The organism is Brevibacillus panacihumi (assembly GCF_003710985.1).
Lineage (GTDB): Bacteria > Bacillota > Bacilli > Brevibacillales > Brevibacillaceae > Brevibacillus > Brevibacillus panacihumi.
Genome location: NZ_RHHT01000026.1, coordinates 68,593 through 92,329 on the forward strand (window position 1 = coordinate 68,593; position 23,737 = coordinate 92,329).

General features: G+C 49.2%; 22 protein-coding genes and 1 pseudogene. 5 read left to right on the forward strand and 18 right to left on the reverse strand.

Features of this window, described 5'->3' with window-relative positions; genetic code table 11:
• Nucleotides 1-105: 105 nt before the first annotated feature.
• The 5 genes from EDM58_RS11955 to desA form a co-directional block, all read right to left on the reverse strand.
• Nucleotides 106-354, reverse strand: a complete 249-nt coding sequence (locus EDM58_RS11955) for a GlsB/YeaQ/YmgE family stress response membrane protein (protein WP_031305625.1) — start codon at nucleotides 352-354, stop codon at nucleotides 106-108.
• 187 nt (nucleotides 355-541) lie between these two features.
• Nucleotides 542-1,339, reverse strand: a complete 798-nt coding sequence (locus EDM58_RS11960; RefSeq protein WP_023556363.1) for a carbon-nitrogen hydrolase family protein — start codon at nucleotides 1,337-1,339, stop codon at nucleotides 542-544.
• 117 nt (nucleotides 1,340-1,456) lie between these two features.
• Nucleotides 1,457-2,056, reverse strand: coding sequence for a response regulator transcription factor (locus tag EDM58_RS11965; protein ID WP_122913549.1), 600 nt, complete (start codon nucleotides 2,054-2,056; stop codon nucleotides 1,457-1,459).
• Nucleotides 2,053-3,189 carry a sensor histidine kinase gene (locus EDM58_RS11970; protein WP_122913550.1) on the reverse strand — a complete coding sequence of 379 codons (1,137 nt, stop codon included), beginning with the start codon at nucleotides 3,187-3,189 and terminating at the stop codon, nucleotides 2,053-2,055. The genes EDM58_RS11965 and EDM58_RS11970 overlap by 4 nt, the downstream gene beginning before the upstream one ends.
• A gap of 61 nt (nucleotides 3,190-3,250) precedes the next feature.
• A complete protein-coding gene (desA, locus tag EDM58_RS11975) occupies nucleotides 3,251-4,306 on the reverse strand; it encodes a Delta(5) desaturase DesA (RefSeq protein WP_122913551.1) in 1,056 nt (351 codons plus the stop codon).
• 302 nt (nucleotides 4,307-4,608) lie between these two features.
• Here desA and EDM58_RS11980 point away from each other — a divergent pair, with 302 nt between their 5' ends.
• The gene (locus EDM58_RS11980) at nucleotides 4,609-5,418 is read left to right on the forward strand and encodes a methyl-accepting chemotaxis protein (RefSeq protein ID WP_122913552.1); all 810 of its coding nucleotides are present in this window, start codon (nucleotides 4,609-4,611) and stop codon (nucleotides 5,416-5,418) included.
• Between the two features lie 92 nt (nucleotides 5,419-5,510).
• Here EDM58_RS11980 and EDM58_RS11985 read toward each other — a convergent pair whose 3' ends face one another.
• The 8 genes from EDM58_RS11985 to EDM58_RS12020 form a co-directional block, all read right to left on the reverse strand.
• A complete protein-coding gene (locus EDM58_RS11985; protein WP_122913553.1) occupies nucleotides 5,511-5,999 on the reverse strand; it encodes a cation:proton antiporter regulatory subunit in 489 nt (162 codons plus the stop codon).
• 20 nt (nucleotides 6,000-6,019) lie between these two features.
• Nucleotides 6,020-7,237, reverse strand: coding sequence for a cation:proton antiporter (locus EDM58_RS11990; protein ID WP_122913554.1), 1,218 nt, complete (start codon nucleotides 7,235-7,237; stop codon nucleotides 6,020-6,022).
• 329 nt (nucleotides 7,238-7,566) lie between these two features.
• A complete protein-coding gene (locus EDM58_RS11995) occupies nucleotides 7,567-8,559 on the reverse strand; it encodes a helix-turn-helix transcriptional regulator (protein ID WP_122913555.1) in 993 nt (330 codons plus the stop codon).
• A 79-nt stretch (nucleotides 8,560-8,638) separates the two neighbouring features.
• Nucleotides 8,639-9,091 carry a DinB family protein gene (locus EDM58_RS12000; RefSeq protein ID WP_342769008.1) on the reverse strand — a complete coding sequence of 151 codons (453 nt, stop codon included), beginning with the start codon at nucleotides 9,089-9,091 and terminating at the stop codon, nucleotides 8,639-8,641.
• A gap of 90 nt (nucleotides 9,092-9,181) precedes the next feature.
• Nucleotides 9,182-9,739, reverse strand: a complete 558-nt coding sequence (locus EDM58_RS12005) for an NADPH-dependent FMN reductase (RefSeq protein WP_122913557.1) — start codon at nucleotides 9,737-9,739, stop codon at nucleotides 9,182-9,184.
• 54 nt (nucleotides 9,740-9,793) lie between these two features.
• A complete protein-coding gene (locus EDM58_RS12010) occupies nucleotides 9,794-11,080 on the reverse strand; it encodes a TRAP transporter large permease (protein ID WP_122913558.1) in 1,287 nt (428 codons plus the stop codon).
• The gene (locus EDM58_RS12015) at nucleotides 11,077-11,559 is read right to left on the reverse strand and encodes a TRAP transporter small permease (protein WP_246000694.1); all 483 of its coding nucleotides are present in this window, start codon (nucleotides 11,557-11,559) and stop codon (nucleotides 11,077-11,079) included. The genes EDM58_RS12010 and EDM58_RS12015 overlap by 4 nt, the downstream gene beginning before the upstream one ends.
• A gap of 17 nt (nucleotides 11,560-11,576) precedes the next feature.
• Nucleotides 11,577-12,635: a TRAP transporter substrate-binding protein gene (locus EDM58_RS12020; RefSeq protein WP_122913560.1), complete on the reverse strand. Its 1,059-nt coding sequence runs from the start codon at nucleotides 12,633-12,635 to the stop codon at nucleotides 11,577-11,579.
• Between the two features lie 342 nt (nucleotides 12,636-12,977).
• Between EDM58_RS12020 and EDM58_RS26380 the strand changes: the two genes are divergently transcribed.
• The 4 genes from EDM58_RS26380 to EDM58_RS12040 all read left to right on the forward strand — a co-directional run bounded on the left by EDM58_RS26380 (nucleotide 12,978) and on the right by EDM58_RS12040 (nucleotide 16,017).
• Nucleotides 12,978-13,805 (forward strand): methyl-accepting chemotaxis protein, encoded by an 828-nt coding sequence (locus tag EDM58_RS26380; RefSeq protein ID WP_122913561.1) that lies wholly within the window; start codon nucleotides 12,978-12,980, stop codon nucleotides 13,803-13,805.
• 61 nt (nucleotides 13,806-13,866) lie between these two features.
• On the forward strand, nucleotides 13,867-14,529 hold the full coding sequence (locus tag EDM58_RS12030) for a Crp/Fnr family transcriptional regulator (protein ID WP_122913562.1): 663 nt from the start codon (nucleotides 13,867-13,869) through the stop codon (nucleotides 14,527-14,529).
• Nucleotides 14,530-14,551: 22 nt separating this feature from the next.
• Complete coding sequence (locus tag EDM58_RS12035) at nucleotides 14,552-15,205, forward strand: Crp/Fnr family transcriptional regulator (RefSeq protein WP_023556379.1); 654 nt, start codon at nucleotides 14,552-14,554, stop codon at nucleotides 15,203-15,205.
• Between the two features lie 149 nt (nucleotides 15,206-15,354).
• Entirely contained in the window at nucleotides 15,355-16,017 is a 663-nt protein-coding gene (locus EDM58_RS12040) for a TetR/AcrR family transcriptional regulator (protein WP_122913563.1), read from the forward strand.
• A 74-nt stretch (nucleotides 16,018-16,091) separates the two neighbouring features.
• Here EDM58_RS12040 and EDM58_RS12045 read toward each other — a convergent pair whose 3' ends face one another.
• The 5 genes and pseudogenes from EDM58_RS12045 to EDM58_RS12065 all read right to left on the reverse strand — a co-directional run bounded on the left by EDM58_RS12045 (nucleotide 16,092) and on the right by EDM58_RS12065 (nucleotide 23,685).
• Complete coding sequence (locus EDM58_RS12045; RefSeq protein WP_122913564.1) at nucleotides 16,092-17,861, reverse strand: amidohydrolase; 1,770 nt, start codon at nucleotides 17,859-17,861, stop codon at nucleotides 16,092-16,094.
• Between the two features lie 183 nt (nucleotides 17,862-18,044).
• Nucleotides 18,045-19,754, reverse strand: a complete 1,710-nt coding sequence (locus tag EDM58_RS12050; protein ID WP_122913565.1) for a methyl-accepting chemotaxis protein — start codon at nucleotides 19,752-19,754, stop codon at nucleotides 18,045-18,047.
• 174 nt (nucleotides 19,755-19,928) lie between these two features.
• The gene (locus EDM58_RS12055; RefSeq protein WP_122913566.1) at nucleotides 19,929-21,080 is read right to left on the reverse strand and encodes a Ger(x)C family spore germination protein; all 1,152 of its coding nucleotides are present in this window, start codon (nucleotides 21,078-21,080) and stop codon (nucleotides 19,929-19,931) included.
• Nucleotides 21,064-22,194, reverse strand: a complete 1,131-nt coding sequence (locus tag EDM58_RS12060; protein ID WP_122913567.1) for a GerAB/ArcD/ProY family transporter — start codon at nucleotides 22,192-22,194, stop codon at nucleotides 21,064-21,066. The genes EDM58_RS12055 and EDM58_RS12060 overlap by 17 nt, the downstream gene beginning before the upstream one ends.
• Nucleotides 22,195-22,204: 10 nt before the next feature.
• Nucleotides 22,205-23,685, reverse strand: a pseudogene (locus EDM58_RS12065) (spore germination protein).
• Between the last annotated feature and the right edge of the window lie 52 nt (nucleotides 23,686-23,737).

The following is a 23,737-nucleotide window of genomic DNA, read 5'->3' on the forward strand; positions in this document are numbered from 1 at the left end:
GGTCACCCTTATTTCCTAAAGGACAACCAAACCAAAAACAGGCTGCACCCACGATAGACTTCTGTCACGTGGATGCAGCCTGTTTTCATCCAAACCTTTCTCTCGTCACTTCAACTGTTTGGCGATCATATTCCACAGCCACGTCAACACAACGGCTCCGATCGCACCGGCAATCACATTGAATCCGGCCAGCATCCACAGCCAATCGCCCAGGATCAGATCTCCCAGCCAGCTTCCCAGCAGGGCGACGATCAAGGTCGCCAGCCATCCTGTTCCTCCCGCTTTTCCCGTCATCAGCATGTTCATGCCCCACCAGACAACCAGCCCTACCAATCCGCCAACAATCCAATACATACGATCATCCTTCCCTTCACGTATGATGATAGCGCTTGCAAAAACAAGATTCGAATCCTGTTTTGCTAGCATCATATGGTATGGCGGTAAAAACGTTCATGCCTGGCCGCCTAAAAATCGAGCAGCAAAAAGGCGACAGTCCCCCACATGAAGGGAAGAACCGTCGCCGGAGGGCCCATTTTCGTTTTTAGCGCGTATACAGCTCAGGCCGCCTGTTTGCTACACTCGGCAGTTTCTGGCGTACCCGCTGGATGCGCTCCAGATCGATTTCGGCCACCAGGAGGGTCTCTTCTTCTCCTGCGCTCGCCACAACTACCCCCATCGGGTCCACGATCATGCTGCGCCCGGCAAAAATATTGCCCACCTGATCCGCTGCACAGACGAACATGGTGTTTTCGATTGCACGAGTGCGAACCAATGTCTCCCAATGATCCTCTTTCATCGCCCCTGCTACCCAGCCAGCCGGGACCAATAGGACATCGGCGCCCTGCAAGGCGAATTGGCGGGCGATTTCCGGAAAACGCACCTCGTAGCAGACGATTAGCCCGATTTTTCCAAATTCTGTATCCACGACCTGATACGGCGACTCTCCCGCCGCTATGAAGTCAGACTCGATATACGAAAACGCATCATAGAGATGTGTCTTGCGGTACGTATGGATCAATTCTCCGGATCGATTGAAAAAGACAGTCGTATTGTACGCGCGGTCCTGATCTCCCGCGATTGTCTCAAACACGCCGCAGATCACATAGATGGCGTGCTCACGGGCTGCTTCACCCAGTGCCGAAACAAAAGGTCCGTCCAATGGTTCCGCCACGTCTGACGGACGAACACCTGACTTCGGTGTAGCTGCGGCGCTGTACATCTCGGGAAACAGCACCATATCCGCTCCTGCTGCTTTCGCCTTGGCTACATACGCGAGTGCCTTTTGCAAATTCTGCTCTTTATCTAAAGTGGAAGTGAGCTGTGCGATCGCTACCTTCATTTCTTCTCCGCCTTTCTCCTCTTCATTCGCTTAACAGGTTTTCCTGTATGTAGTATACATGATTTTTGACGCCTCTGCCGGAAATAAGAAAGAGCAAGCAGACAAAGAAAAAAAAGGCTATTTAAACCAGCCTTTTTCCTTGAATCGCATGATTGCTTCAATTCGGTTGCTTACATCGAGCTTGTCGAGGATGACGGAGATGTAATTTCGCACTGTGCCCGTCGTCAGGAACAGTTCGCTGGCGATCTCCTTGGTGTTTTTGCCGTCCGCCATCAGAAGAAGGACTTCTTTCTCCCGCTCTGTCAGCGGATTTTCCTGGCCGTAGGCTTCATCGATCAGCTCCGGTGCGTAGATGCGCCGTCCTGCCATGATGCTGCGAATCGAGCTGGCCAGCTCCTCGCTGGGGCTGTCCTTCAAGAGATAGCCGTGCGCGCCTGCCTTGAGCGCGCGTTCAAAGTACCCCGGACGGGCAAAAGTGGTCAGGATCATCACTTTGCAGCCGGATCCGCGCAACTCTTCAGCGGCTTCCAATCCGCTTTTGACCGGCATCTCAATATCCATAATGCAAATATCGGGCTGGTGGAGCTGCACCAGCTTGACAGCATCCTCTCCATTGCTTGCCTTGCCGACCACCTGCATGTCTTCCTCCAGATCGATCAGGGAAGCCAATGCGCCCAATAGCATACGCTGATCCTCTGCAATGACGATTCGTATCATCCCCCCACCTCCTTCTCCGGTTTCTTCAGAACGCTTGGCACCTTGATTACAAGGGTCGTACCCTCATCCGCTATTATCTCCATCGTGCCATTTACGAACTCCAGCCGCTCCCGCATTCCGCGCAGGCCATTGCCTTTTCCGTACACTGTCTCCTCCGTAAAGCCAACACCGTTATCCTGCACCCTTACCGTCAACTCCGTACGTGAAGGCTGGATTTCGATACGGCACTCCGTAGCCTGGCTGTGCTTGATGATATTGGTCACGGCTTCCTTCAGGCACATGCTGACGACATTCTCCACGATCAGGGAGATGTTCGTCCGATTGGTCTCGCCTTCCAGCTTAAACGAAATTTGCGCCGCATGGAAAATCTGTCTGATTCGGAGAATTTCATCCTCCAAGCGGGTTCCGCGCATTTCCGTCACCATCTCCCGCACCTCTTTCAAGGCAATTCGGGCGGTCTGCCGGATTTCACGCAGCTCTGTCTGAGCCTGCTGCGGGTTTTTGTTGATCAGCTTGGCAGCCAGATCGCTTTTCAGGCCGATCAGGGAAAGCTTCTGCCCAAGCGTATCATGCAGATCGCGCGCAATGCGCTGTCTTTCCTCCAGCTTGACCAGCTCCGAGATTCGCTTGTTCGCGTGCTCCAGCTGGCCTTCCAACTGCTCCCGCTTGTTCCGGTTGTACGTGGTGACGGGCAAAAGGATGACCGCAATGAGATTCACCAGGACAAATGGCAGCTGGGTGATAATATCCGAGTTTTTGGTGATGAACCCCATGTTGATCGATACGACAGAGCTGATCAGGTGGATCGTGTAGAGCGTAAAGAAGCCAACTTTGTTCTGGATATTGCCGATAAAAAAGGCGAGGAACAAAGCAAAGTATACATAGCCGAACAATAATGTCATCGTGATCGAAATAACGATCTGCAGACTCGTCCAAAAGTACATCTGCCATCCCTTGGATAAAAAAGAGAAAACGTAGCAGATGAAAAACCCCAGAATCATGCAGATCCCAAACACCACTTCATACGTGGAGGAAGAGCGAAAAATAAAGTAGAAAGGCAGGATCAGGAAGACAACCCACACATACGGACTTAGCCCAGTGCTTTTATGAAAGATCTGGTACCACTTTTGCATACGATTCCACCTTTACATGCCGATAAGGTAAGTGTATACGAATCGGACTGCTCGTGGGGGGTTATTTTCCTTCCATATACGCCTGACCTGTGCGAATAACTTCCTTCGCATGGTCGACACGGCGAGGATGACGCTTTCGCGAACGAAAACTGACAAACGTTTTGTTTTCTTCATCCCACAGGCGAAATTGCAGCGACTTCAAGCTTGTCTTCAGCGTAATCGTTGTAGCATGCTGGAGCGGTGGCGTGGACTCATGCGCTTTTTCCAGATGGTAGTTGGGAACCTTCGGGCTGAGATGGTGCACATGATGGAAGCCAATATTGCCTGTAATCCATTGCAGCGGCTTGGGCAGCTGATAGAATGAGCTTCCCTCTACTGCCGCCTTGACGTAGCTCCATTCCTCTTCATTCTCGAAATACGAATCCTCGAACTGATGCTGTACATAAAACAGCCAGATGCCGAACAATCCGGAGAGATAAAAAATCGGGCCTTGAATCAGCAGGAAGGTCTGCCACCCGACCGCCCAAACCATGACGGCATAAAAACCAGCGATCAACAGGTTGGTCAAATACGTATTGAGGCGTTCTTTTCGTCTTGCCCCTTTGCGATTGAAGCGGTATTGCAGCAAAAATACATAGATCGGGCCAAGGCCAAACATGACGATAGGATTTCGATAGATCCGATAAGCAAGGCGGAGCCACAGCGGCGCTGCCTCGTATTCATTGACAGTCAGAATCCAGATGTCCCCCACGCCTCGCTTGTCGAGGTTGCTGCTGGTGGCATGATGGATTGAATGGGCATTTTTCCATTGCTCATAAGGAACATGCGTCAGCACACCCGTAATCGTGCCGAGAATATCATTAGCCAAGCGATTTTGGAAAAAGGATTGATGGCAGCAGTCATGAAAAATGATAAAAGTACGAATCAAAAAACCACTCGCGACAACGAGGATTGGCAGGGTGAGCCAGTAGGATACCGAAAGACTGAGATAGGCTGCGTACCAAAGCAGAATATAGGGCACCAGCGTGTTGATGATCTGTCTGATGCTCAGCTTAAGATTCGTCTGCTCAAAGGGAGCAACCTCTTTTTTCAAGTGAGCGATGTTCGATTGATGCATGACATGTCTCCTCTCGCTGACGCCTCTCGTATACACGCCAGTCGCAGTGTTCTGTCTTCATTGTAAAGAGTTAGACGTGTCAGCTGTAGTCATAAACGTCAAGTGAAGGATATGACATTTGTCATGTGGTATAGTAAATATATCCAATGACTTTAAAAATTCGCCATTTTTCGTACTATTTTGCGTTTAATCCCTATTTGTCGACACAATAGTTGCCGATACCCATTTTAGGGAAACTTTTTCATGTATGGCGATGGTATCGAGTCTATTATTACTACCAAGAAAGAAGGATTGACAAGAACATGGGTATGTACGATTCACTTATGCAGGTATCTCCGTTGTTTTCCGAAGTGTACAAAGATGATGACGTCATGGTCTGCATCACGGATCTGGAAAAGGTCACCTTTTACCATCCTGGTATAACATTGGACGTCGTCTACTTGGGTTGTCCCATTGTCAAAGGCGATGGTTTGTACGATGCGATCGAAGCCGATCAAGTCTTGCGCGTGTACGTTCCCAAAGAAGTCCGCGGCGTTCCCTTCCGTTGTGTGACCATGCCAATCAAAGACGAAAATGGAACAACCGTCGGTGCATTCGGCGTCGGCTGGTCTTTGGACCAACAGGAAAAAATCGCTTCCTCTGCAGAGCATCTCGCCGCATCTCTGGAACAAATTGCCGCATCGATTACCGATATCGCAGATAAAGCCCAGTCTATCTCCTCGACTCAGGAGTTCATCGTCGGATTGATGACCAATATGAAAGAATACGCGAAAAAAACATCGGAAATCAGCCGTCTGATCGATGAAATCTCCGATCAGTCCCACTTGTTGGGTCTGAATGCCGCGATTGAAGCAGCACGCGCTGGAGAACACGGTAGAGGCTTTGATGTCGTAGCCAACGAGATTCGCAAGCTTGCCAAGCACAGCCGCGACGCTGTAAAGAACATTGAGCAGAGCCTTCAGGAAATCAATAACGCCATCAATGATGTGTCCGAAAAAATAAACGAAAGTGCGCAAATGGTTCACTCCCAGGCTGCAGCGACCGAAGAAATCACAGCCAGTGTGCAAGAGCTTACCTCGTTGTCGCAAAATCTTCTGGATCTCTCCAAGTAAATGCCTGTAAAAAAACGTGCATCTGTCCTGTTAGCCTGGGGTATAGCCTCCCTTTGCGTAACAGTCAGATGCACGTTTCTTTTTCCCTTTTGCTACCCGTGGACCAGAAGCTCTTTTAACTGCTTGATCTGCTTCCGCTCTCCCGCCATGACCAGTGTCATTTCCGCCTGAAGCACATCGTTGGGCCCGGGATTGATCTTTTGTTTGCTTTTTTCGACCGTCGCCAGGATGGTTGCGCCGGTACGTTGACGCACCTGCAGCTCCGCGATGGTTTTGTTGATGCATTTGAAATGGGATTCGATCTTGTACCACTCGATGATCAGTTCATCCAGAGAGACTTCGATTGTCTCCAGCGCTTTCGGCTTGTAGGTCATCCCCCCGATAATCGCCGCCACCTGTCTGGCTTCTTCATCCTCGAGAGTCACCATCGAGATGCTCTCGTCTGGATCATCCTCGTTGAAATGATACAGCTCACGTCTCCCATCATCATGGATGACGATCACCATTTTATCTCCTGACCTTGTTTCCACCTGGAACTTCTTCCCAATCCCTGGCAAATCTGATTCGCGAATATAATCCATCTTGTCCATCCTCCGTTCCGTTACGCTTGGTTTTTCACTTTTTCTTGCGGCTTGCTCCATTTGAAGATCTTGTCAAAGCCTTTATAGATGTACTTCGACTCTTTTGCAAACAACGGCCCCAAGATGGCCAGTATCAGCACATACATGGCGGAAAAAGGCTTCAATATAGGCATCAGGCCGGCCGCGATCCCCAGGTTGGCCACGATGATCGTAAACTCACCGCGCGCCATGATCGTCAGACCGATATTGGTAGATGCCTTGTGGGAGAGACCAGCCTTACGTCCCGCTATCATACCAGAAATGACATTACCTAGGATAGTCAAAATTACGGCTCCCAAAGCCGGCCAGATTGCATTTCCTAAAGTCAAGGGATCGATTCCCAATCCGAAGCTGAAAAAGAAGACAGCGCCAAAGAAATCCCTGAAAGGAACCACCAGCTTTTCGATGCGTTTGCTATGATCCGTCTCTGACAGGGCGAGACCGAACAACAATGCGCCAATGGCTTCTGCCACATGCAGGGTTTCTGAAAAACCGGCTACGAAGAACAGCGCAGAGAATACCACGATGATAAAAATCTCATTGGAAGAGATGTTGAGAATTTTGTTTAACAACTTGGTTCCTTTTCGCGCAATGACGAAGAACAACAGCATATAACCGATCGAGATCGCTACGGAAAGGATCATGCCCCCTACAGAAGTAGCGCCTCCAAGCAGAAGCCCAGACATCACGGAGAGGAAAACAGCCAGGAAAATGTCGTCAAACAAAATCATTCCTAGAATCAATTCCGTCTCGGAGTTCCCGGTTCGCTTCAGATCAACGAGGACTTTGGCAACAATCGCCGTGGACGAGACGGAGACCATTCCAGCAATGATTAATGTTTCGTAGATAGGATATTGGAGGAAGAATCCGTAGGCAAGACCTAAGGAAAAATTGAGGATAACGTAGATGGTGCCGCCGAACACAATATTTCGGCCTGATTTGATCAGTTTGGGGACAGAAAATTCGAGCCCGAGGTAGAACAGTAGGAAAAGAACCCCGATTCGCCCCATAAATTCAATGATTTCTTGACTTTCAATAAACGTAAAATCCAAGATCCCGATAGTCGGTGCATGCGGCCCTACCAGCATGCCCAGTACGATGAGGAAGGGAATGATGGAAAACTTCAGCTTGCTTGCCAGTAATGAAGCGATGGCAATTAGGATTAGTGCTGTCCCTACTTCAAAAATCATATGATCCATAGAATGCCCCCCATTCACTTGGTGCCTTTACTCAAAAATAAAGCGCCTCCAATCCATATTCAGGGGGAAAGCAATCATGCCACTTTCCCGTAAAACGCCCTGTGAAACACGAGTACAAAGCACTGATTCGTTTATACACAAAACATTTAGCATGCATATTAGTTTTAGTTTATATGAATGTTTCGATTGTTTCAAGTCAAGTGCATGCATTTTCAGGGATTGTTCTTTATTTGTCACCAAATGGATCGCTTTTCAAACAATCTTTTCAAAAAAAAAATGCCCAGGCTATACATGGCCTGAGCAAATTCCTATTCATTCTTCGCTATTCGCTACTCCACATCCGCTGCCGGCGAAGGCAGCAACTGCTGATAATGAGCTGCCATTTCCAGTGAGACCTCTACCATTTTCCTGATCAGGACTGTCGGCTCCACGATGCGAATGGCCCTTCCATAAGGGAGCAAAAAATACGGCACATAGCTTAGGAACGAATCAGCCCCCAGCTCGAAGACTGCCTCCCCCACCATCCTCTGTGCAAGGGTGTGACCAAACAGCCAATGCTTGCAAAGCTCGTCGAGGGCATGCTCATGTCCTTGTATTCGAACCGTCACCAGTGATTCGTCTTCCTTGGAGCCAGGAAGCAGGGATGAGAGCAAATACTCCTTGGCAGAAAAATCAGCAGGGCGCTCGAAGACTTCGTCAGTCCGCTTGACCGCGACAATCCGGTCAGCCCGAAAGCTGCGCAGCGCTTTTCGCAAATGGCAGAAGCCTACTGTGTACCAGCTTCCCTTCCAATATACGATTCCGTACGGGTCAAAGCGGCGGGTGACGGACTCCGTATCTCGTTCCTTCTTATATGTCAGATCTACGGAAACTCTTTGCGAGAGTGCTTCCTCCAACGTCTGCAGGAAAATAATCTGCTTGCTATCAGGAGGATGATGAATCACTGCCAACCCTTCCGCATGTTGATCCATGCGCTCCTGTTGGTCTTGGTTAGTATATTGTTTCAATTTTTTCATGGCCCGATTGAGGTCTTCGGTGAACGGGTAGCCCGTTTCCTTGGCAAATATCGAAGCATGCATGAGCGCCTTTTGTTCATCCTGATTGAACAGGAGCGGAGCCTTGGAGAAGTGATCCATAATCCGGTATCCGCCATGATGTCCTGCTTCCGCTATGATCGGAACGCCGCTGGCACACAACGAATCGATGCAGCGGTAGACCGTGCGGATATGAATTTCCAACTCGTCCGCCAACTGCTGCGCTGTCATTCTCCTCCCTGATCTGAGCAGCCAGAGAATGGATAACATGTTGTCTGCCTTGGACATGTCCCTATCACCTCGTTTTCATCGCGAACTCGTTTTGCCCATTCTACCATACGGCCATTTTCTGGTATAGCAGCTCCTGTTAACCGAAAATACTCGGGATCTCCTTCATGCCTGCCTGCCGCATCAACACTGTCATTTGACCACGATGATGGGCCTGGTGTGTGATCGTCAGTCGGAGTGAGTCTCCGTTTCTCCACTGTCCTCCGGCTATCTCCTTCACCTCCAGAAGACTGGCATCATCCCATTGTGTCATGACAGCGTGCAGCATCTCCCGGCTGATGGTGCGGTATTCTGCCGCAATCGCAGCTGCACTCGTCGGTTGCTCAGCCTGCGGTGCAGGAAAGCTAAGCCCCATGCTGCTCATGTAGTTAATCGATTGGACCAGGTGCCAGGCGATCTCTCCCAATGTCCAGTGTCCTTCTGCAACCCGCTGATTCAATGCTTCATCCGTCAAAGCCTCCAGCAGTTTGACGGTTATGGCTGACTCCTGCTCCCATTCTGCGGCAAAATCGGCTACTTTCGTAAACATCATCCATTCCTCCCTCAAATGAACTCGTACATTTCCCAGTATAAAAAACCTTCACTGACAGAATTAGTCAGTGAAGGTTTAGTTTTGAGGCATTTATTGGTTTGAGACGCTTGATGCACCTTTCAGCGCTGTCTGCATATGCACCAGCTCCTGCGCCAGGTTGCTGATTCTGCTTCGGACATCCTCGTCCACAATCTCATTTTGCTTGTTGAAGTGATCCGCGTGAGCGTAGACGAAGCCAGGTGCCACGTAGGCACGGAAATATCCCGCGATTGGCTTCAACTGATTTTCGATGACCAGATAATGCTGATAGGTGCCGCCATTGGCTACGAAACCCATCACCTTGTTGCGCATCGCCTGTGGAGGAATATGGTCGAACAAATTTTTCAAAGCGCCTGTCATCGAGCCTTGGAAAATCGGTGTACCAATCAGATAGAAATCCGCCGATGACACGAGATCGATTACCTTTTTGGTATCATCCGGGTAGGCGGCCGGATCTCTTCCGTCACACAATGACATCTGATAATCACGTAGGTCCAGCATCTCCACGTCGATCTCGGGAGCAAGCTTCTTTGCCTCATCCAGTACCTTTTGCACCAGGATACTTGTTTTGGCTCCGATGATCGTTCCTGATATCCCCAGTAATTTCACGTTGACAACCTCCTTTTCCCTGCCATGTATATGTGTTTGGCTTTTTGTTTTAGACTACGTCGTCAGTCCCAGCATTCGCGGCACCAAGAGGACGGCATCTGACCAGTACGTAATAATGAATAGGATGATAATCGCTACGATTAAGAACGGCATGGTCGCCTTGACCAGTCTCTCGAACTTCACCTCTGCGATGGAGGAGACGATAAACAGGCCGGTACCGACTGGCGGCGTCAGCAATCCAATCGTCAGGTTGATACAGATGATCACCCCAAAATGGATCGGGTCGATCTGGAATGCTGTCACCAGCGGCATCAAGACAGGTACCAGGATAATCAGGGCGGCGATCCCGTCCAAAATCATCCCGAGCAATAACAGAAGCAGGTTGACCAGCAGCAAGAAGACAAATGGATTATCCGAAATGGACAGCATCGTATTCGCGATCAACTGCGGAATTTGTTCAAACGCAATCATCCAGCCAAAGATATTGGCCATGGCAATCAGGAACGTAACAGTCGCCGTGCTGATTACCGTATTGATGAAAATTTGCGGCAGCTGCTTCAGATCGAGCTCCCGATACAGGAAGGCACCTACGATAAAAGCAATCACACAGGCAATTGCTGCCGATTCTGTCGCCGTAAAGGCACCGCTCAAGATACCGAAAATGATTACGACCGGAACCAGCAGGGCCGGCAGCACGCTGACCGTGCTTTTGACCATCTCATTTGCCGTAGCACGATTGCTTTTGGGGAAGTTGTGCTTGTACCCCATATAGGCGATCAAGCCAATAAACCCGATGCCATAGATGATTCCCGGGATGATCCCCGCCATGAAAAGGCCACCAATGGAGGAGCCGGATAACGTGCCGTAAATGATAAAAATCATGCTGGGTGGAATGATCGGCGCCACGATGGAGGAGGCAAGCGTCAGAGCTGATCCAAAGTCCTTCGTGTAGCCTTCCTTCTCCATCTCCGGAACCATGACCTTGCTCATCATCGCAGCTTGTGCATTGGCAGAGCCCAATATGGAAGCGAGGAACATGTTGGAGATGACCGTTACATACGCCAATCCTCCCCGCACATGTCCGACAAATACGCGGGCAAACTTGACCAGGCGCGTCGTGATGCCCCCTCCGTTCATGAGCTCACCCGCCAGCATGAACAGCGGAATCGCCAGCAGTCCGAAGTTTTCCAGACCGGAAAAAAGGCGCATCGGAGTAGAGGTAAGCAGCGTCGTATTCCCCATAAGGAAGAAATAACAGATCGTGATCATGCCCAAGACAAGCGAAATCGGAATCCCGATCACTAGAAAAAGAAGGAAGAGCAGGATTACAAGGACGGTCATTGAGCTTCCTCCTCTCTAAACATCTCGATCAGGTTGGACAAGACGTGAATGGTGGCAAAGGTAAGTCCGACCGGAACCGAGCTGAACGGAATCCACATCGGCAACAACAAGGCGCTCGATTTTTGAAAAGCCACACCGGGAGAAAACACCCATTGATAGCTGTAGTAAAGCATGAGTCCAAAAAACAGCAAAATCAAGATATGGCCAATGATCAGCAGGATCTTCTGTACTTTTGCAGGCAAGTAATCCAGCAGAATGGTAACAGCGGCCTGGGACTTGTACTTCAGTCCCAGGCTGCCTCCGATAAAGCTGACCCATATCAGCAGGTAGACAGATACTTCACCCGCCCACGAAAAGGGCGCATTAAGCAAATAGCGAAAGACGACTGCTAACGTAACGACGACGGCCATTGCCAACATCAGCACAATGCCTAGGAGCTTTTCAATTCTGGATATGCCATCGCTCAATGCTTTCATCATAATTTCCCCCTCGCTTGCTATTTGCGGAATGTATCAAGGAATTCTTTGATGAGAGGGTCTGTTGGACCATATTTTTCATCGAACTGCTTCATGTATGGTTCAAACAGCTTGGAATCGATTTCATAAATTTTCATGCCATTGTCACTCAGGGTCTTCTTGAACTCTTCTTCCTGTCCCGCTCTCGTCGTCGCAGAGAAATTTGCTGCCGCGTCGATTGCTTCGCGGATGATCTGCTTGTCCTCTTCCGGCATCTTGTCGAAGTTTGCCTTGCTCGCCATCGCTACAGCCGGCCACACCATGTGGTTGGTGACTGCGCCGTATTTGACGACCTCATAGTATTTGTTGGAAATGGTAGCATCCAGATCCATGTCCATGCCGTCGATTACGCCTGTCTGTACAGCAGAGTATACTTCTGGCAGCGGCAAGCCTTCCGTAGCAGCCCCTGCAGACTTGTAGAAATCAGTCAGCGGCGGGCTCGGTGTGACGCGAAGCTTGAGACCGGCCATGTCTTCCGGTTTGAGAACTTCCTTGTCTTTAAACAGCATCACGCGCTGACCCGCGAAGAAGTAGTCCAGGCCGATGAGGCCTTGTTCTTCGAGTGTGCCGAGGATTTTTTTGGAGACTTCTGCTTTACGTGCTTCATTGGCTTCATTCAGGTCTTTAAAGGCATATGGAGCCAGCCAGGCTGCATAGGATGGCGCACGGGAACTCAGATACGCTGCGGTAATGAAACCGAAATCTACAGAACCCGAAGCGATCTGCTGTACCATGTCAGCTTCGGTACCCAATTGGCTGGACGGATAGATTTCCAGCTTCATGCGGCCGCCGGAACGTTGATCCAGCTCATCCCGGAACTTCTCGGCAGCAAGATGCCACATATGTGTCGGCGGCGTGATATGAGCCAGCTTAAAGTTGTAGGTTGGCTTGGCAGCGTCCGTTGAAGGCGCAGCATCACCAGGCTGTGAAGGCGCTGGCTGTGAAGACGTATTCGTTGCTCCCCCGCCACAGGCCGTCGTCATCAGCACCAGCAGAGAAACACTTATCAGGGAAGCACCCCATTTTTTGAACCTCTTCATTGTTTACCCCCAAATGTTCAAATTTTTGATGAAAAATGTCGGAAAAATGTAGGAATTCGGCGGTGCCATGAAATTGCCACTAATCCGATTTTACTGAAATATCAGAAGTGTCTATGTAAATTGCTTAACGTATTATCCTAGTTTTTTGGACAAAAAGTGCTACTCTTCAGCAGCGTTTGTAACCTGCTTAACCTTTTATCCGCTTTTTTTCCTACTGCATTCCCAATGTACTGTAAGTTTCTAAAATTTTTAATTATAATGAGATCATAGACAATTCCCATAATTCGCATTCTACCATGCTCCTGGAACAAAAAACATTGTTTGTGAAGGAGTTTGAAAGTGATGAGCCTGCTCGAGCAAGTAGTTCGCGTCGCTCCCCTCATGCATAAAATGGTTCTGTGCTTCGAGGAGGATTTTACTCTGGGAGTGACCAATCGAGAGAAATTCCTGACTTATATCGCAGGACAATCCTTGCGTTTTGGCTTATCCGTCGACGATCCGATCCGTGAAGGAAGTCTCGCCAATTTCATTTTGAAAAACAAAAAACCAATCACCAAAGTGATGGACTCATCTGTGTACGGTGTCGCTTATGTCGCTGGGGCACTTCCAATCGAGGAAGATGGAGCCGTCTGTGGCGCCCTTGTCTTCGGGGTCAGCCTTGACCGTCAGAACAAGCTGGCTCAGATTGCCCAGCATCTATCCGATATCGTAGAGGAGGTCTCCGCGCAATCCCGCGCAATGCAGGAAGGCTCGGAATCCTTGTCCTCCCACAGTGAACGCCTGTATCAAACCATGCAGCTGATGCAAGATCGTCTGCATGCTACGTTTGCGGTGCTGAAATCCATCTCGCAGATCGCCAGACAGTCAGAAGTCCTGGGACTTAATGCCTCGATCGAAGCGGCACGCGCCGGAGAACATGGAAAAGGCTTTTCGATCGTAGCTGGAGAAATGCGCAGGCTAGCGCTGCATTCCAGTAATTTGGCAAAGGATATTTCCGACAAGCTTTCTTTTTTGCAAAATGAGATGGCCTCTTTGTCCAACATGGTCCTGGATTCCAAGAATCTCTCCAACCAGCAGGCACAGGGCATTGTCCAACTCGCTTCCTCGATTCATGAGGTTACGGAAGAGGCACTGCATTTGCAGCAAATGTCACAAATTCAAGGCAAGTAGTCTGCTGCACAATTGAATAACCTTTTTTGAGGCTTCAATCCAAATGGAAGGAGTGTTCTCTATGGTAATTCCTTTTGAAACAGACACGAAGTGGGAAGCATTCCTGAAGTACGGAACCAGACAATTTTGGAAACGAAAATCGGTCATCTACAAGCAAGGTACGATGGGAGAAGGATTTTACTATCTCCATAAGGGCTTGGTCAAGATTGTTTCCACTACCGTCAAGGGAAACGACCGCTTGCTCAACATTGTCGTTCCCGGTCAAATCATGGGGATTCAATCGATGGACCAGCAAACGCACTTCACTTCTGCCATTGCCGCCAAAAACTCGGTCGTCTACCACTTTTCCTGTTCTCAGTTTCAAGAGATGCTAAAAGTGCAGCCGGAGCTATTAACCCTATTAACACAAACTATCCACCAAAAGATGCGGACGCTCGTATCCGCGATAAATATGAAGGCGCTTACATCCGAAGAGCATATTGCCACTCTTTTGCTCAATATATGCGAGGAGTATAAAAACTACGAGGTTCCTCTCACCCAGCAGGATTTGGCTGACTGTGCGGGGCTGACTCGAATCACGGTCTATAAAATTTTGAGACAGTGGAAAGAGCAAGGCATGGTGGAATTCCAAAACCGGATGTTTACCATCAAGGATCCCGACCTGCTGCGTGCCACCGTCTACCCGGATACAGAAACGGTAATCCCGTCGATCTGCGCACGTTGATCCTTGGAAAAGGAGTGAATTCATGACGAATCTTCGCTACCAGTGGTCTCCTTACCTGATGTACGGACAGAAGATGGAGGTGAAGAAAAATGTAGTCGTGTATCGCCAGGGAGAGCAGGGAAAAGGCTTCTATTACCTGGATCGCGGCGGACTTAAAATCATCCTCCTTTCTGCCAATGGACATGAACGAACGATTGATTACGTGCCTGTCGGGATGCTGTCAGGCGAGCATGGCGCTTACAAGGGCTCCTACTTGACCTCTGCCATTACGACGAATCCCTCTATTTTGTACTACTTTTCCGATGAAGCATTGAACAATATCTGCATGGATCATCCCCAGGCAGCCGTGTTGTTCACCAATTCGCAAATCTTTAAAGTTCGCCTTTTGGCCGAGGTGATCGCTTTTCAGGACAGTCCGGTGGAGCAGCAAATGGCGCATTATCTGATCCGTCTGCACTCGATCCATCAAAATGAAAACGTCCCGATCGACCAGACCTCCTTTGCCCGCTATATCGATGCCTCCCGCATCACGGTCAACAAGATCCTTCACAAATGGAAGGAAATGGGAATCATCGAACTTTCCCATAGAGGGGCAATACGCATTGTAGAAATAGATAAAATGAACGAGATTGCCACTCGGGAAGAAGAAAGCGTAGGCATCTCCTTATGGAAATAGGACTTACTATGGGATCTGCCAGCGACAGCGGCAGATCCCTTCCGTTTTCTGACCCAGAATGAACCTTTCGAATCAGGATTTTCAATCTTGATTTTAGTATGTTGATGGAATTAAACATCATTGGAAGGTTACAGTGAGGTGATCGGATCATGTCGAGAAGACAAGGAAAGAAGGCCGAGGAAACCAGACGAAATATCCTCTCCGCGGCGGAAGAGTTGTTTATGAGCCGCGGATACGACGCTGTGACCATGCGCGAAATTGCCAAGAAGGCGGGATGTTCGCATACCGCCATCTACATTTACTTCAGGGAAAAGGAAGTACTCCTTCTCGAACTCTCCCTCCCTCTACTAAAAGCCCTGAAAAAGCAGCTGGACGATATCATGGACCAAGAAGGGCATCCCCATGAAATACTGACCACTCTCTGTCTCGCGTTGATCCGCTTTGGTTTGACCTTTCGCAACACGTATCCCTTTCTCTTTACGGTCAAATCCTCCCCTGTCGAAGCGACTCAGCCCTTGCTGGAAATCAATCAAATCCGGTTAGAAATATTTGCGAAATTCAAGCTGGCCATTCAGCATTCTTTGCCATTCGTGGAGAAGGATGAGCAGCTTTTGACGAATGTGCATATTCTTTTCTATACCCTGCATGGCATTATCGTCACGCATTCCTTCCCTGGCGAAAGCCCACAAGAAAGAATCGATCAACTAACTCCCGTCTTTCGGGAAGCTTGTGAAGTGCTGATCAGCGGGTTTCGCAGCAGGTACCAGGCAGAATCGTTCATATCGACCTGGACAGGGATGACGGAACTCTGAATGGATTGACGAAAAAAAGAGGCGGGACCTCAATCAGGAAATTTGCTGATCGGGTCCGGCCTCTTTGCGTTTGACTACTTTTTATCCTGATGGCGATACACTTCTTTTCCTTCTACCAATGTGAGCAAGACTTGTGCATCCTTGATTTCTGTCACCGGGATGGAAAACAGGTTTTTGTCCAGGACGATGATGTCAGCCTTTTTACCCACTTCAATCGATCCAGTCAGATCATCCACGCGATTCGCGTACGCGCCGTCGATGGTGAAGCTGGCGATCATGTCAGCCAACGTGGCTCGTTCATCGGGATTGGCGATTTTGCTTGGATCGGTTTCTCCCTCTTCAATGCGGGTAATCCCTTGTTGGATGCCATGCAGCGGATTGAATTCCGGCGTCACGATGTAATCACTCGATGAAGCGATATGGACGCCTTGATTAATAAAGCTTTTCATCGGGTATTCTTGCTGCGCGCGCTCATGTCCCAGGTACGGAACCTCAATCTCATCGTAATAGCCCTCTTCCTGCATGAACCAGAACGGCTGTACAATACCGACTGCGCCCAGCTTTTTGAAACGGGCGATGTCCTCCGGATTCACCAATTGCAGGTGAACCAGCGAGTGGCGTGAATCATGGGCGCCATTCTGTTTTTCAGCATATTCCATACCGTCGAGCGCGATGCGGGTCGATGCATCCCCGATGGAGTGGACATGGAGCTGGAAGCCGGCTTTGTCTGCCTCAGCAGCGGTTTTTTTGTAAACCTCCGGATTCCAGATCAGTTCTCCATTGGTGTGCTTATGCTCATACGGTTTTTCCAGGTATGCCGTAGCACCCTCGACAACCCCGTCCATGAAGATTTTGACGGCATTGACCTGGAACAGAGGATTTTGATTCCGCTCTCTGATTTTGACAAACTCGGCGATCTGCTCAGGACCCTTGTCCGGATCGGCTGTAATCGCGTTGCGGTAGCGAATCGTCAGCTTGTTTTCTTTCGCCAGCTCTTCGTAAGCTTCCAAAACGTTCGGATAACGCAGCATGTCAGGGTCGCGCACTGTCGTCACGCCGCGTTCGACCGCTTTGAGCTGATACTCCTCGATGCCGCTCTTGTACTGCTCGACGGTGTAACCGCCGATTTTTGCCAGTACCAGATCCATTGCCTTTTCACGCAGAGTTCCCGATGGTTCCCCCGTCTTTGGATCGCGCTCGATAATGCCGCCTTCTGGATTGGGGGTATCTTTGGTGATGCCCGCCAGCTTCATGGCCGCAGAGTTCACCCAAAGAGAATGGCCGTCATCAGACGTCAATGCGAGGGGTACATCCGGAACCACCTTGTCCAGGTCTTCTTTTTTCGGACCGATGCCCGGCGCCACAGGATTGCTCCAGCCGCGTCCCTGCAGCGCCTTTTCGTGCGGATGCTCCTTCACAAACGCTTCAATGATGTGGAGGTATTCCTCGATGGAGCCTCCGTCATACAGGTCGATGGAATAGATCAACCCGGTTGTTTTGCTTGCGTGCGTGTGGCTGTCGATAAAGCCGGGCAAGATCATTTTTCCTTGCAAATCCGTTACTTTTGTTTTGCTTCCTATGTACTTTTTCGCGCCCTCGTCGGTACCGACATAGACGATCTTGTCTCCGCGAATCGCTACCGCCTGGGCGACATTGCGGTTCCGGTCCACGGTGTACACGACGGCATTCGTGAATACCATATCTGCTGGCATCACTTGTTTGACGCTGGCTGCGATCCCTTGCGGCGCTTGTCCCGCAGCTTGACTTGTCCCCTGTGCAAATGCCGATACCGGGCTCATCAGCGCGGTCGCCAGAAGGACGCTGGTCCACTTTTTCAGTAACATCATGATCTCCACCTATCTGCGAACGATGAAATGAATAAGAGCTTGTCCATCTCTCCCCAACCTTGACGAGAAACAGACAAATCTGATTGTAGCATCGCAAGTCTGAAAACTCCATTATATTTTGTCAGATTTATGCGAAAAGAAAAGCGCAGGAGATTCGTCCTGCGCTTTTCCGATAAGAAGCTACACCTTGAACTGTACCACCAGATTTTGCAGCCGCTGTGATATATCCGTCATTGACGAAATGGAAGAAACCATCTGATTCATCACTTCTTGCGACTCTTCAGCATCTTGCTGCGCTTTGTGCGTCATATCCGAAGCGGCTTCTGCCACCTGAACAACAGTCCCGACGGATTGCAGGACTTCCTCTGTACCTGCGGACATCTGAACTGTCGCCGCCGCCACCTCCGACATTTGCCTGCCCACTGTCTCGATTGCCGAATGGATTTGCTGGAACGCATCACGGGCTTCCTCTGCCGCTTCCAGTCCGGCTTTTACATTTTCCGTTTCGGCGATCATGAATGCTGACACTTTGGTTGTTTCATTCTGGATTTGCTTGATCATAACCGCGATTTGTTCCGCTGCCTGATGGGATTCCTCCGCCAGTTTGCGAATCTCGTTGGCGACAACCGCAAATCCGCGTCCATGCTCCGATGCCCGGGCAGCTTCGATTCCAGCGTTCAGGGAGAGCAGATTCGTCTGCGCAGCAATTCCGCTGATCACATTGATAACCGTCCCGATCGCTTGTGAGCTCTGATTCAAATGCTTGATCATTTCCGACGCTTGCAGAACATTCGTTGTGACCGTTTCCATTTTTTCAATGGATTGATCGATCGTTTGTCTTCCGTTTTCCGCCATTTCCCGCGCCATGTTGGCAGAGGAAGTGACTTCCTGCGTGCTCGCGGAAATTTGCTGAATTCCCGACGACATTTGTGTCATCGAGGCGGAGGTCTCGGAAATGCTCTCTACCTGTGTTTCCGCGCCAGCCGCGATCTGCTTGACGGTCAACACGATATTTTCGCTTGCCTGACTGGATTTTTTGGCCTGCTCCGCCAGTGCGTTTGCCGTCTCAGATACGAGTTGGGAGTCATGCAATACTTCTTTGATGATGCCCTGGATGCTGTCGAGCATAGAGTTGAACTCATGGGATAGCTGACCAACCTCATCACGCGATTTCACCTGGAGGCGCTGTGTGAGATCACCGCCTGCATTGGCCATCTCGACCAGACGCCCTTTTACTTCATTGATTGGTCTGGCGATCATTCTGGTCAGTACGATGCTAAAAATCAGAGAAAGCAAGATCCCTGCGCCAATCAAAATGATTGTGAGGTTCCTCGATTGCTCAAAGCGGCTAAGAGACTGCAGATAAAGCTCCTGCGACCTCTTGTCCTGCGTCTCTACGAGCGAGGTAATCCGGTCTTCGATCGCTGCCTTCTGTGTTGCGCTGCTGTTCAGCTTCAGGATCAGACCCATCCGATCGTTGTTTTTCAGCAATTTCAGGGACTCATTGATGCTGTTTTGGTAAGCATTGGATAAGGTCTGCGCCCCCTCCAGCATGTCCCGCTCCTCCTCGGAGAGCGGCAATTGACCGTAATCGGACAGGCCTGTGTTCATCTTGGATTGATTGGCTACAACCGCTTGCTCCAGCTTGTCATAATCTTGATCAAGCGATGCTGCATTCATCAGCAATACTGTATTTTCAGACAGAGCCTTGTTTACGGACATCAGTTGAATGACTGGCAAAAATCGATCCTGGTACATGGCTTTCATATCTTCATTGATTCGGTTGAGTGAGACATAGCCGAGAAAGCCAATGCCCACCATAAACAGGCAAACTGCTGTAAAGACAATAATCAGCTTCTTTGAGATCGAGATGTGATAAAACCATTTCATCGTTAGATTCACCTTCTTGTATGTAAAATTAGTGCAACGTAGAAAAATCAGATAATTGCATGATTGAAGATACCTCCTCCTGTTTTCTTTCCCGGATCCTCCTTCTGCTAAACATGACTCAAGGAAATATTTGAAAAAGATAGCGCATCCCGGAATATCCCAGGCGGCTATCTTCTAGTTGGTGATACTCAGGCGAATGATGTCCATATTGACCCGAAACGTAAATTTGGCTTGCCTGTACAACTTTCTCCATTCTTCTTTCTCCATCTCCCTAAAATGGGACTGTGACCGATATGTTTCTCCAAAGCCGATTGGATCTACATCCATTTTCTGTAGCGTTTTGAGAAGATCCGCCATCTCTTTTTCCATCTTATTTTCCACTTCTCGTTCAATGGTTCGGATGACTTTCTTGCTCTCCAAGTTGACTTTCTCCCTCATTTCCGCCAAACGCGCGTGAACTTCCACATAGACGTCAAAAGTGGGGGGATTTGCGGAGATTAATTTGACCGTCTGACGACTTCGAAGCGTGTCCAAGACGATCGGCGTCGATTCTTCCATCTCGTTCGGATGCACAGATTCCAAATCCTTGGTCGGAATCGTCAATTGAAACAAGCCCGCGCGAAACTGATCGCGCATCAGCTTGATATAAAAAGTCTTATGCGGATTCACCCAACCGACGAACCGATCATTTTTTAACAAAGCGACTCCTTTGACTTTAATGCCATTCCCCAATCGCTCGATGTATGGCAAAAACGGGTCGCTTCCAGTCCCATAATAATCGCGCATAAACTCGTGAAGTGTCGGAGAAGGGAGTTGTTCTCCCCGCACGTTTTTATAAATAATGTTGTAAAGATATATGCCTATATTCCCCTGCGCCGGGTATGAGGCATTCACAAGATCATAGGCTTTCCCGTCGACAATACCGATGTAGGGGCGAATTCCCACCTCCACGAGATTCAAAGCCCCGGTGATGGGGTAAATCCCCTTTCTTGCCATCTCCTCGCTAAAGAGGACAATACGCAATTGGCCCAGGCGAGGTCTACGATCCAATTGGAGATCCAAAGAATTCATGATCCCGTATAGCGTCGTCCCCGTGACGGACACCACCTGATCATTTTGCTGGACCATAGAACTGACTACGGGAGCCGTAACAGTCGCACGGATAAGCTTGTCATCCAACAGATCAAATCCCATTCCTGTAATCAACGTAGTCTCGTCCAACACTTGGGTAGGCTGACAACCGCTAATTAGCAGAACAGGCAGCAAAGACAAGAAAAGCAACAGTATTTTTCGTATCGGCAAATGTTGACTATTCCCCCGTATCATGCGGCACCTCCTCCATTCCTCGTCTGCGCCAGGAATCCTTGATCACGACACATAGATAGAGAAAGATCGGGTAGATAAAAGAAGCAAAAAAACCGATCTGTGAAATGAGTGAAGTATATGCAGATACCTGTTCTCGGGTGATCATTGGCAGCGTTCCCAGGAAAACCGCTAATAGTACGATCAGAGTGGATTTCAGATGGGACCATTGATGCATCCGCTTGAATCCCCGAGCAACACTCCAGGTAAATAGCATGACGTTCGGCATAATCACAAATAACCAAACCGATACGATGATCATCTCGAAGCGTTCGATAAACGGTAAATGAACCATCTGCTGTACAGTCAGTGTAGCCCAGGTAGTTTTCTGCAACTGCAGCGAGCTGAAAAACGTCAGGGCCAGAATAATCAATATGAGGTAGACCAGATTCGTGAACAGTACACCGTATTGGGCGAAGACACGGGCTTTTTCTTTGTTTTGGGCGAATGGATACAGCATGTAAAGGATTTCAAAGCCAATCAGCGACAAAGACATACGTCTCGCTCCTTCGAGTAACTCCAGGATCGTGGAATCCGCAACCGGAAAAAGGTAGGACCACCTGGCGTGCTGGAAAGGAAAATACAGAAAACTGATCAGCCATATCGTCATAATGAAACTGATAAAGACATACCCGGTGATCACCCTGATGCCCCCGAGAATCGTATAGAGGGCCAATCCCAATATGATGGCCGCGACAATCCACGTCGTTATTTCGGTAAACATCCACGTCTGCAGCACTTCAATGTAATCCCGCATGATCATAATCGTAACCAGTACGAAATACAGCATGTACCCATAATTAAAAAGACTGCCGATCCGCTTGCCAAATACATCGTGATTGATTCCATATAAATCAGAGGATGGGTACCTTTTAAGCGTTCGGCCGATCAGCCACATGACGAGATGGACGGCCAGACCCCCGAGGATGACCGATATCCATGCGTCATAACCAGTTTCTCTTACGATCACTCGCTCGAACCCCAATACGCCAACACCGACCTGATTCGAATAAATCAAAAAAAAGAAGAGATAGGCAGGAATTTGATTCGTTGCCTTCGGGAATACGTTGACTTGCATGGACTCTCACCTACTCATCGATGTCTTCATGCTGCCTTCCTTTTTGGGGATCAAACCGCCTTATGTCCAGAGGGCGGTATATTTTGGGGCGTAAAGAGAAAAAGGAAATCGGCATCCGGATGATACTGTCTTTCAAGTCAGATAAACGCAATGGATACAGCGGCTCGAGGTACGGGCTGCCCAAACTTGTCAACCTCAGCAGATGTGACACCAAAAAACTCAGACCGACAACAATCCCGAATCCCCCCCAGATCCCCGCTAACAGAATGATGGGGAATCGCAGTACCCGAATGGCGGCACCCAGTGAATAACTGGGTGAGCTAAATGATGAAAGGGCTCCGAGCGCGACAATGATAATCAAGATATTGCTGGTAAAGCCCGCCTGCACAATAGCTTGTTGATTACGATACCGCCCACGATACCGATGGTTTGCCCGATTTTCGTCGGCAGCCGGGCACCTGCCTCACGCAAAAGCTCAATGATGCCTTCCAGCAAAATCGCCTCCATCAGAGGCGGGAAAGGGACCCGAGAACGGGATTGGGCCAGTGATATCAATAGGTCCACGGGAATCATTTCATAGTGAAAGGTCAAAATCGCGACATAGACAGGAGTAAAGATCAAAGCCAACAGAATCGCGCCTGATCGAAGCATCCGCAAAAAACTGGAGATCATCCAACGAAAATAGGAATCCTCCACCGCATGGAACAGTTGTGAAAAGGTAGTCGGCCCCATCAAGGCACTGGGGCTGCCTTCCACTAGAACGGCAACCTGACCCTGCATCAACCCAGCGACTGTCCGGTCTGGCCTCTCGGTAGTAAGCAGTTGTGGAAACATAGAAAAATCGTTGTCTTTAATGTATTGCGCCAAGAAACTGGCATCCGGAACTCCGGGTATTACTAAATCCTGTATACGTTGGCGCAACGTTTGAACATTGATCGGGTTAGAGATCCCTTCTACATAAAGCAGGGCGACATCCACGGGTGCAGTTTCACCAACCTGAAGCCGCTCGTACGATAATAGCGGAGACTTGATGTACTTTCGGATCAAAGAGAGATTAACGTCTAAAGACTCTACAAACGAGTTTTTGGGACCCAATATGTTCGTTTCATTCTCTGGTGGACTGACTTGCCGTCCTTGGGTGCCGTCAGAAGGGAAATACACGCCATACTCTGCTTGATCCAGATGAATATAAATATCGCCTTGAAGAAGTCGGTCAATGACCTGTTTTTTACTGTACAGGCGTTGATCTACGGTTATGCCGATTTTGCTCTCGATTTGCGGCAAAGTGACAGTGGTTAAATCCAGTTCCTGCAGTCGAGGCAGCACGTGTTGATAAACCGCTTTTTTGTCTGCCATTGTGCTTAGGTAATAGAGGCGGAGACGACCGCCTTCCCCGTCTACATGCTCCACCTCTAGGTCGCCCGTTCTGGATGCCCATTGTTGAAACGTCTCACCCATGCTGTCGTCATCTCCCGAAGGTGAATGATTCATGGGTTAAGTATGCCCAGCGAATTGGATGATTACCCTTTGTTTGGAATGATGC

Coding starts and splice junctions, on each gene's coding strand:
- EDM58_RS12035 (WP_023556379.1), top strand. CDS start 14,552: ATGACGAATCTTCGCTACCAGTGGTCTCCTTACCTGATGTACGGACAG.
- EDM58_RS12020 (WP_122913560.1), bottom strand. CDS start 12,635: ATGAAGAGGTTCAAAAAATGGGGTGCTTCCCTGATAAGTGTTTCTCTG.
- EDM58_RS12050 (WP_122913565.1), bottom strand. CDS start 19,754: ATGAAATGGTTTTATCACATCTCGATCTCAAAGAAGCTGATTATTGTC.
- EDM58_RS12060 (WP_122913567.1), bottom strand. CDS start 22,194: ATGCAAGTCAACGTATTCCCGAAGGCAACGAATCAAATTCCTGCCTAT.
- EDM58_RS11990 (WP_122913554.1), bottom strand. CDS start 7,237: ATGGATCATATGATTTTTGAAGTAGGGACAGCACTAATCCTAATTGCC.
- EDM58_RS12015 (WP_246000694.1), bottom strand. CDS start 11,559: ATGATGAAAGCATTGAGCGATGGCATATCCAGAATTGAAAAGCTCCTA.
- EDM58_RS12055 (WP_122913566.1), bottom strand. CDS start 21,080: ATGATACGGGGGAATAGTCAACATTTGCCGATACGAAAAATACTGTTG.
- EDM58_RS11965 (WP_122913549.1), bottom strand. CDS start 2,056: ATGATACGAATCGTCATTGCAGAGGATCAGCGTATGCTATTGGGCGCA.
- EDM58_RS11985 (WP_122913553.1), bottom strand. CDS start 5,999: ATGGATTATATTCGCGAATCAGATTTGCCAGGGATTGGGAAGAAGTTC.
- EDM58_RS11960 (WP_023556363.1), bottom strand. CDS start 1,339: ATGAAGGTAGCGATCGCACAGCTCACTTCCACTTTAGATAAAGAGCAG.
- EDM58_RS12040 (WP_122913563.1), top strand. CDS start 15,355: ATGTCGAGAAGACAAGGAAAGAAGGCCGAGGAAACCAGACGAAATATC.
- EDM58_RS11980 (WP_122913552.1), top strand. CDS start 4,609: ATGGGTATGTACGATTCACTTATGCAGGTATCTCCGTTGTTTTCCGAA.
- EDM58_RS12045 (WP_122913564.1), bottom strand. CDS start 17,861: ATGTTACTGAAAAAGTGGACCAGCGTCCTTCTGGCGACCGCGCTGATG.
- desA (WP_122913551.1), bottom strand. CDS start 4,306: ATGCATCAATCGAACATCGCTCACTTGAAAAAAGAGGTTGCTCCCTTT.
- EDM58_RS12010 (WP_122913558.1), bottom strand. CDS start 11,080: ATGACCGTCCTTGTAATCCTGCTCTTCCTTCTTTTTCTAGTGATCGGG.
- EDM58_RS11970 (WP_122913550.1), bottom strand. CDS start 3,189: ATGCAAAAGTGGTACCAGATCTTTCATAAAAGCACTGGGCTAAGTCCG.
- EDM58_RS12000 (WP_342769008.1), bottom strand. CDS start 9,091: ATGATGTTTACGAAAGTAGCCGATTTTGCCGCAGAATGGGAGCAGGAG.
- EDM58_RS11995 (WP_122913555.1), bottom strand. CDS start 8,559: ATGTCCAAGGCAGACAACATGTTATCCATTCTCTGGCTGCTCAGATCA.
- EDM58_RS12030 (WP_122913562.1), top strand. CDS start 13,867: ATGGTAATTCCTTTTGAAACAGACACGAAGTGGGAAGCATTCCTGAAG.
- EDM58_RS26380 (WP_122913561.1), top strand. CDS start 12,978: ATGAGCCTGCTCGAGCAAGTAGTTCGCGTCGCTCCCCTCATGCATAAA.
- EDM58_RS11955 (WP_031305625.1), bottom strand. CDS start 354: ATGTATTGGATTGTTGGCGGATTGGTAGGGCTGGTTGTCTGGTGGGGC.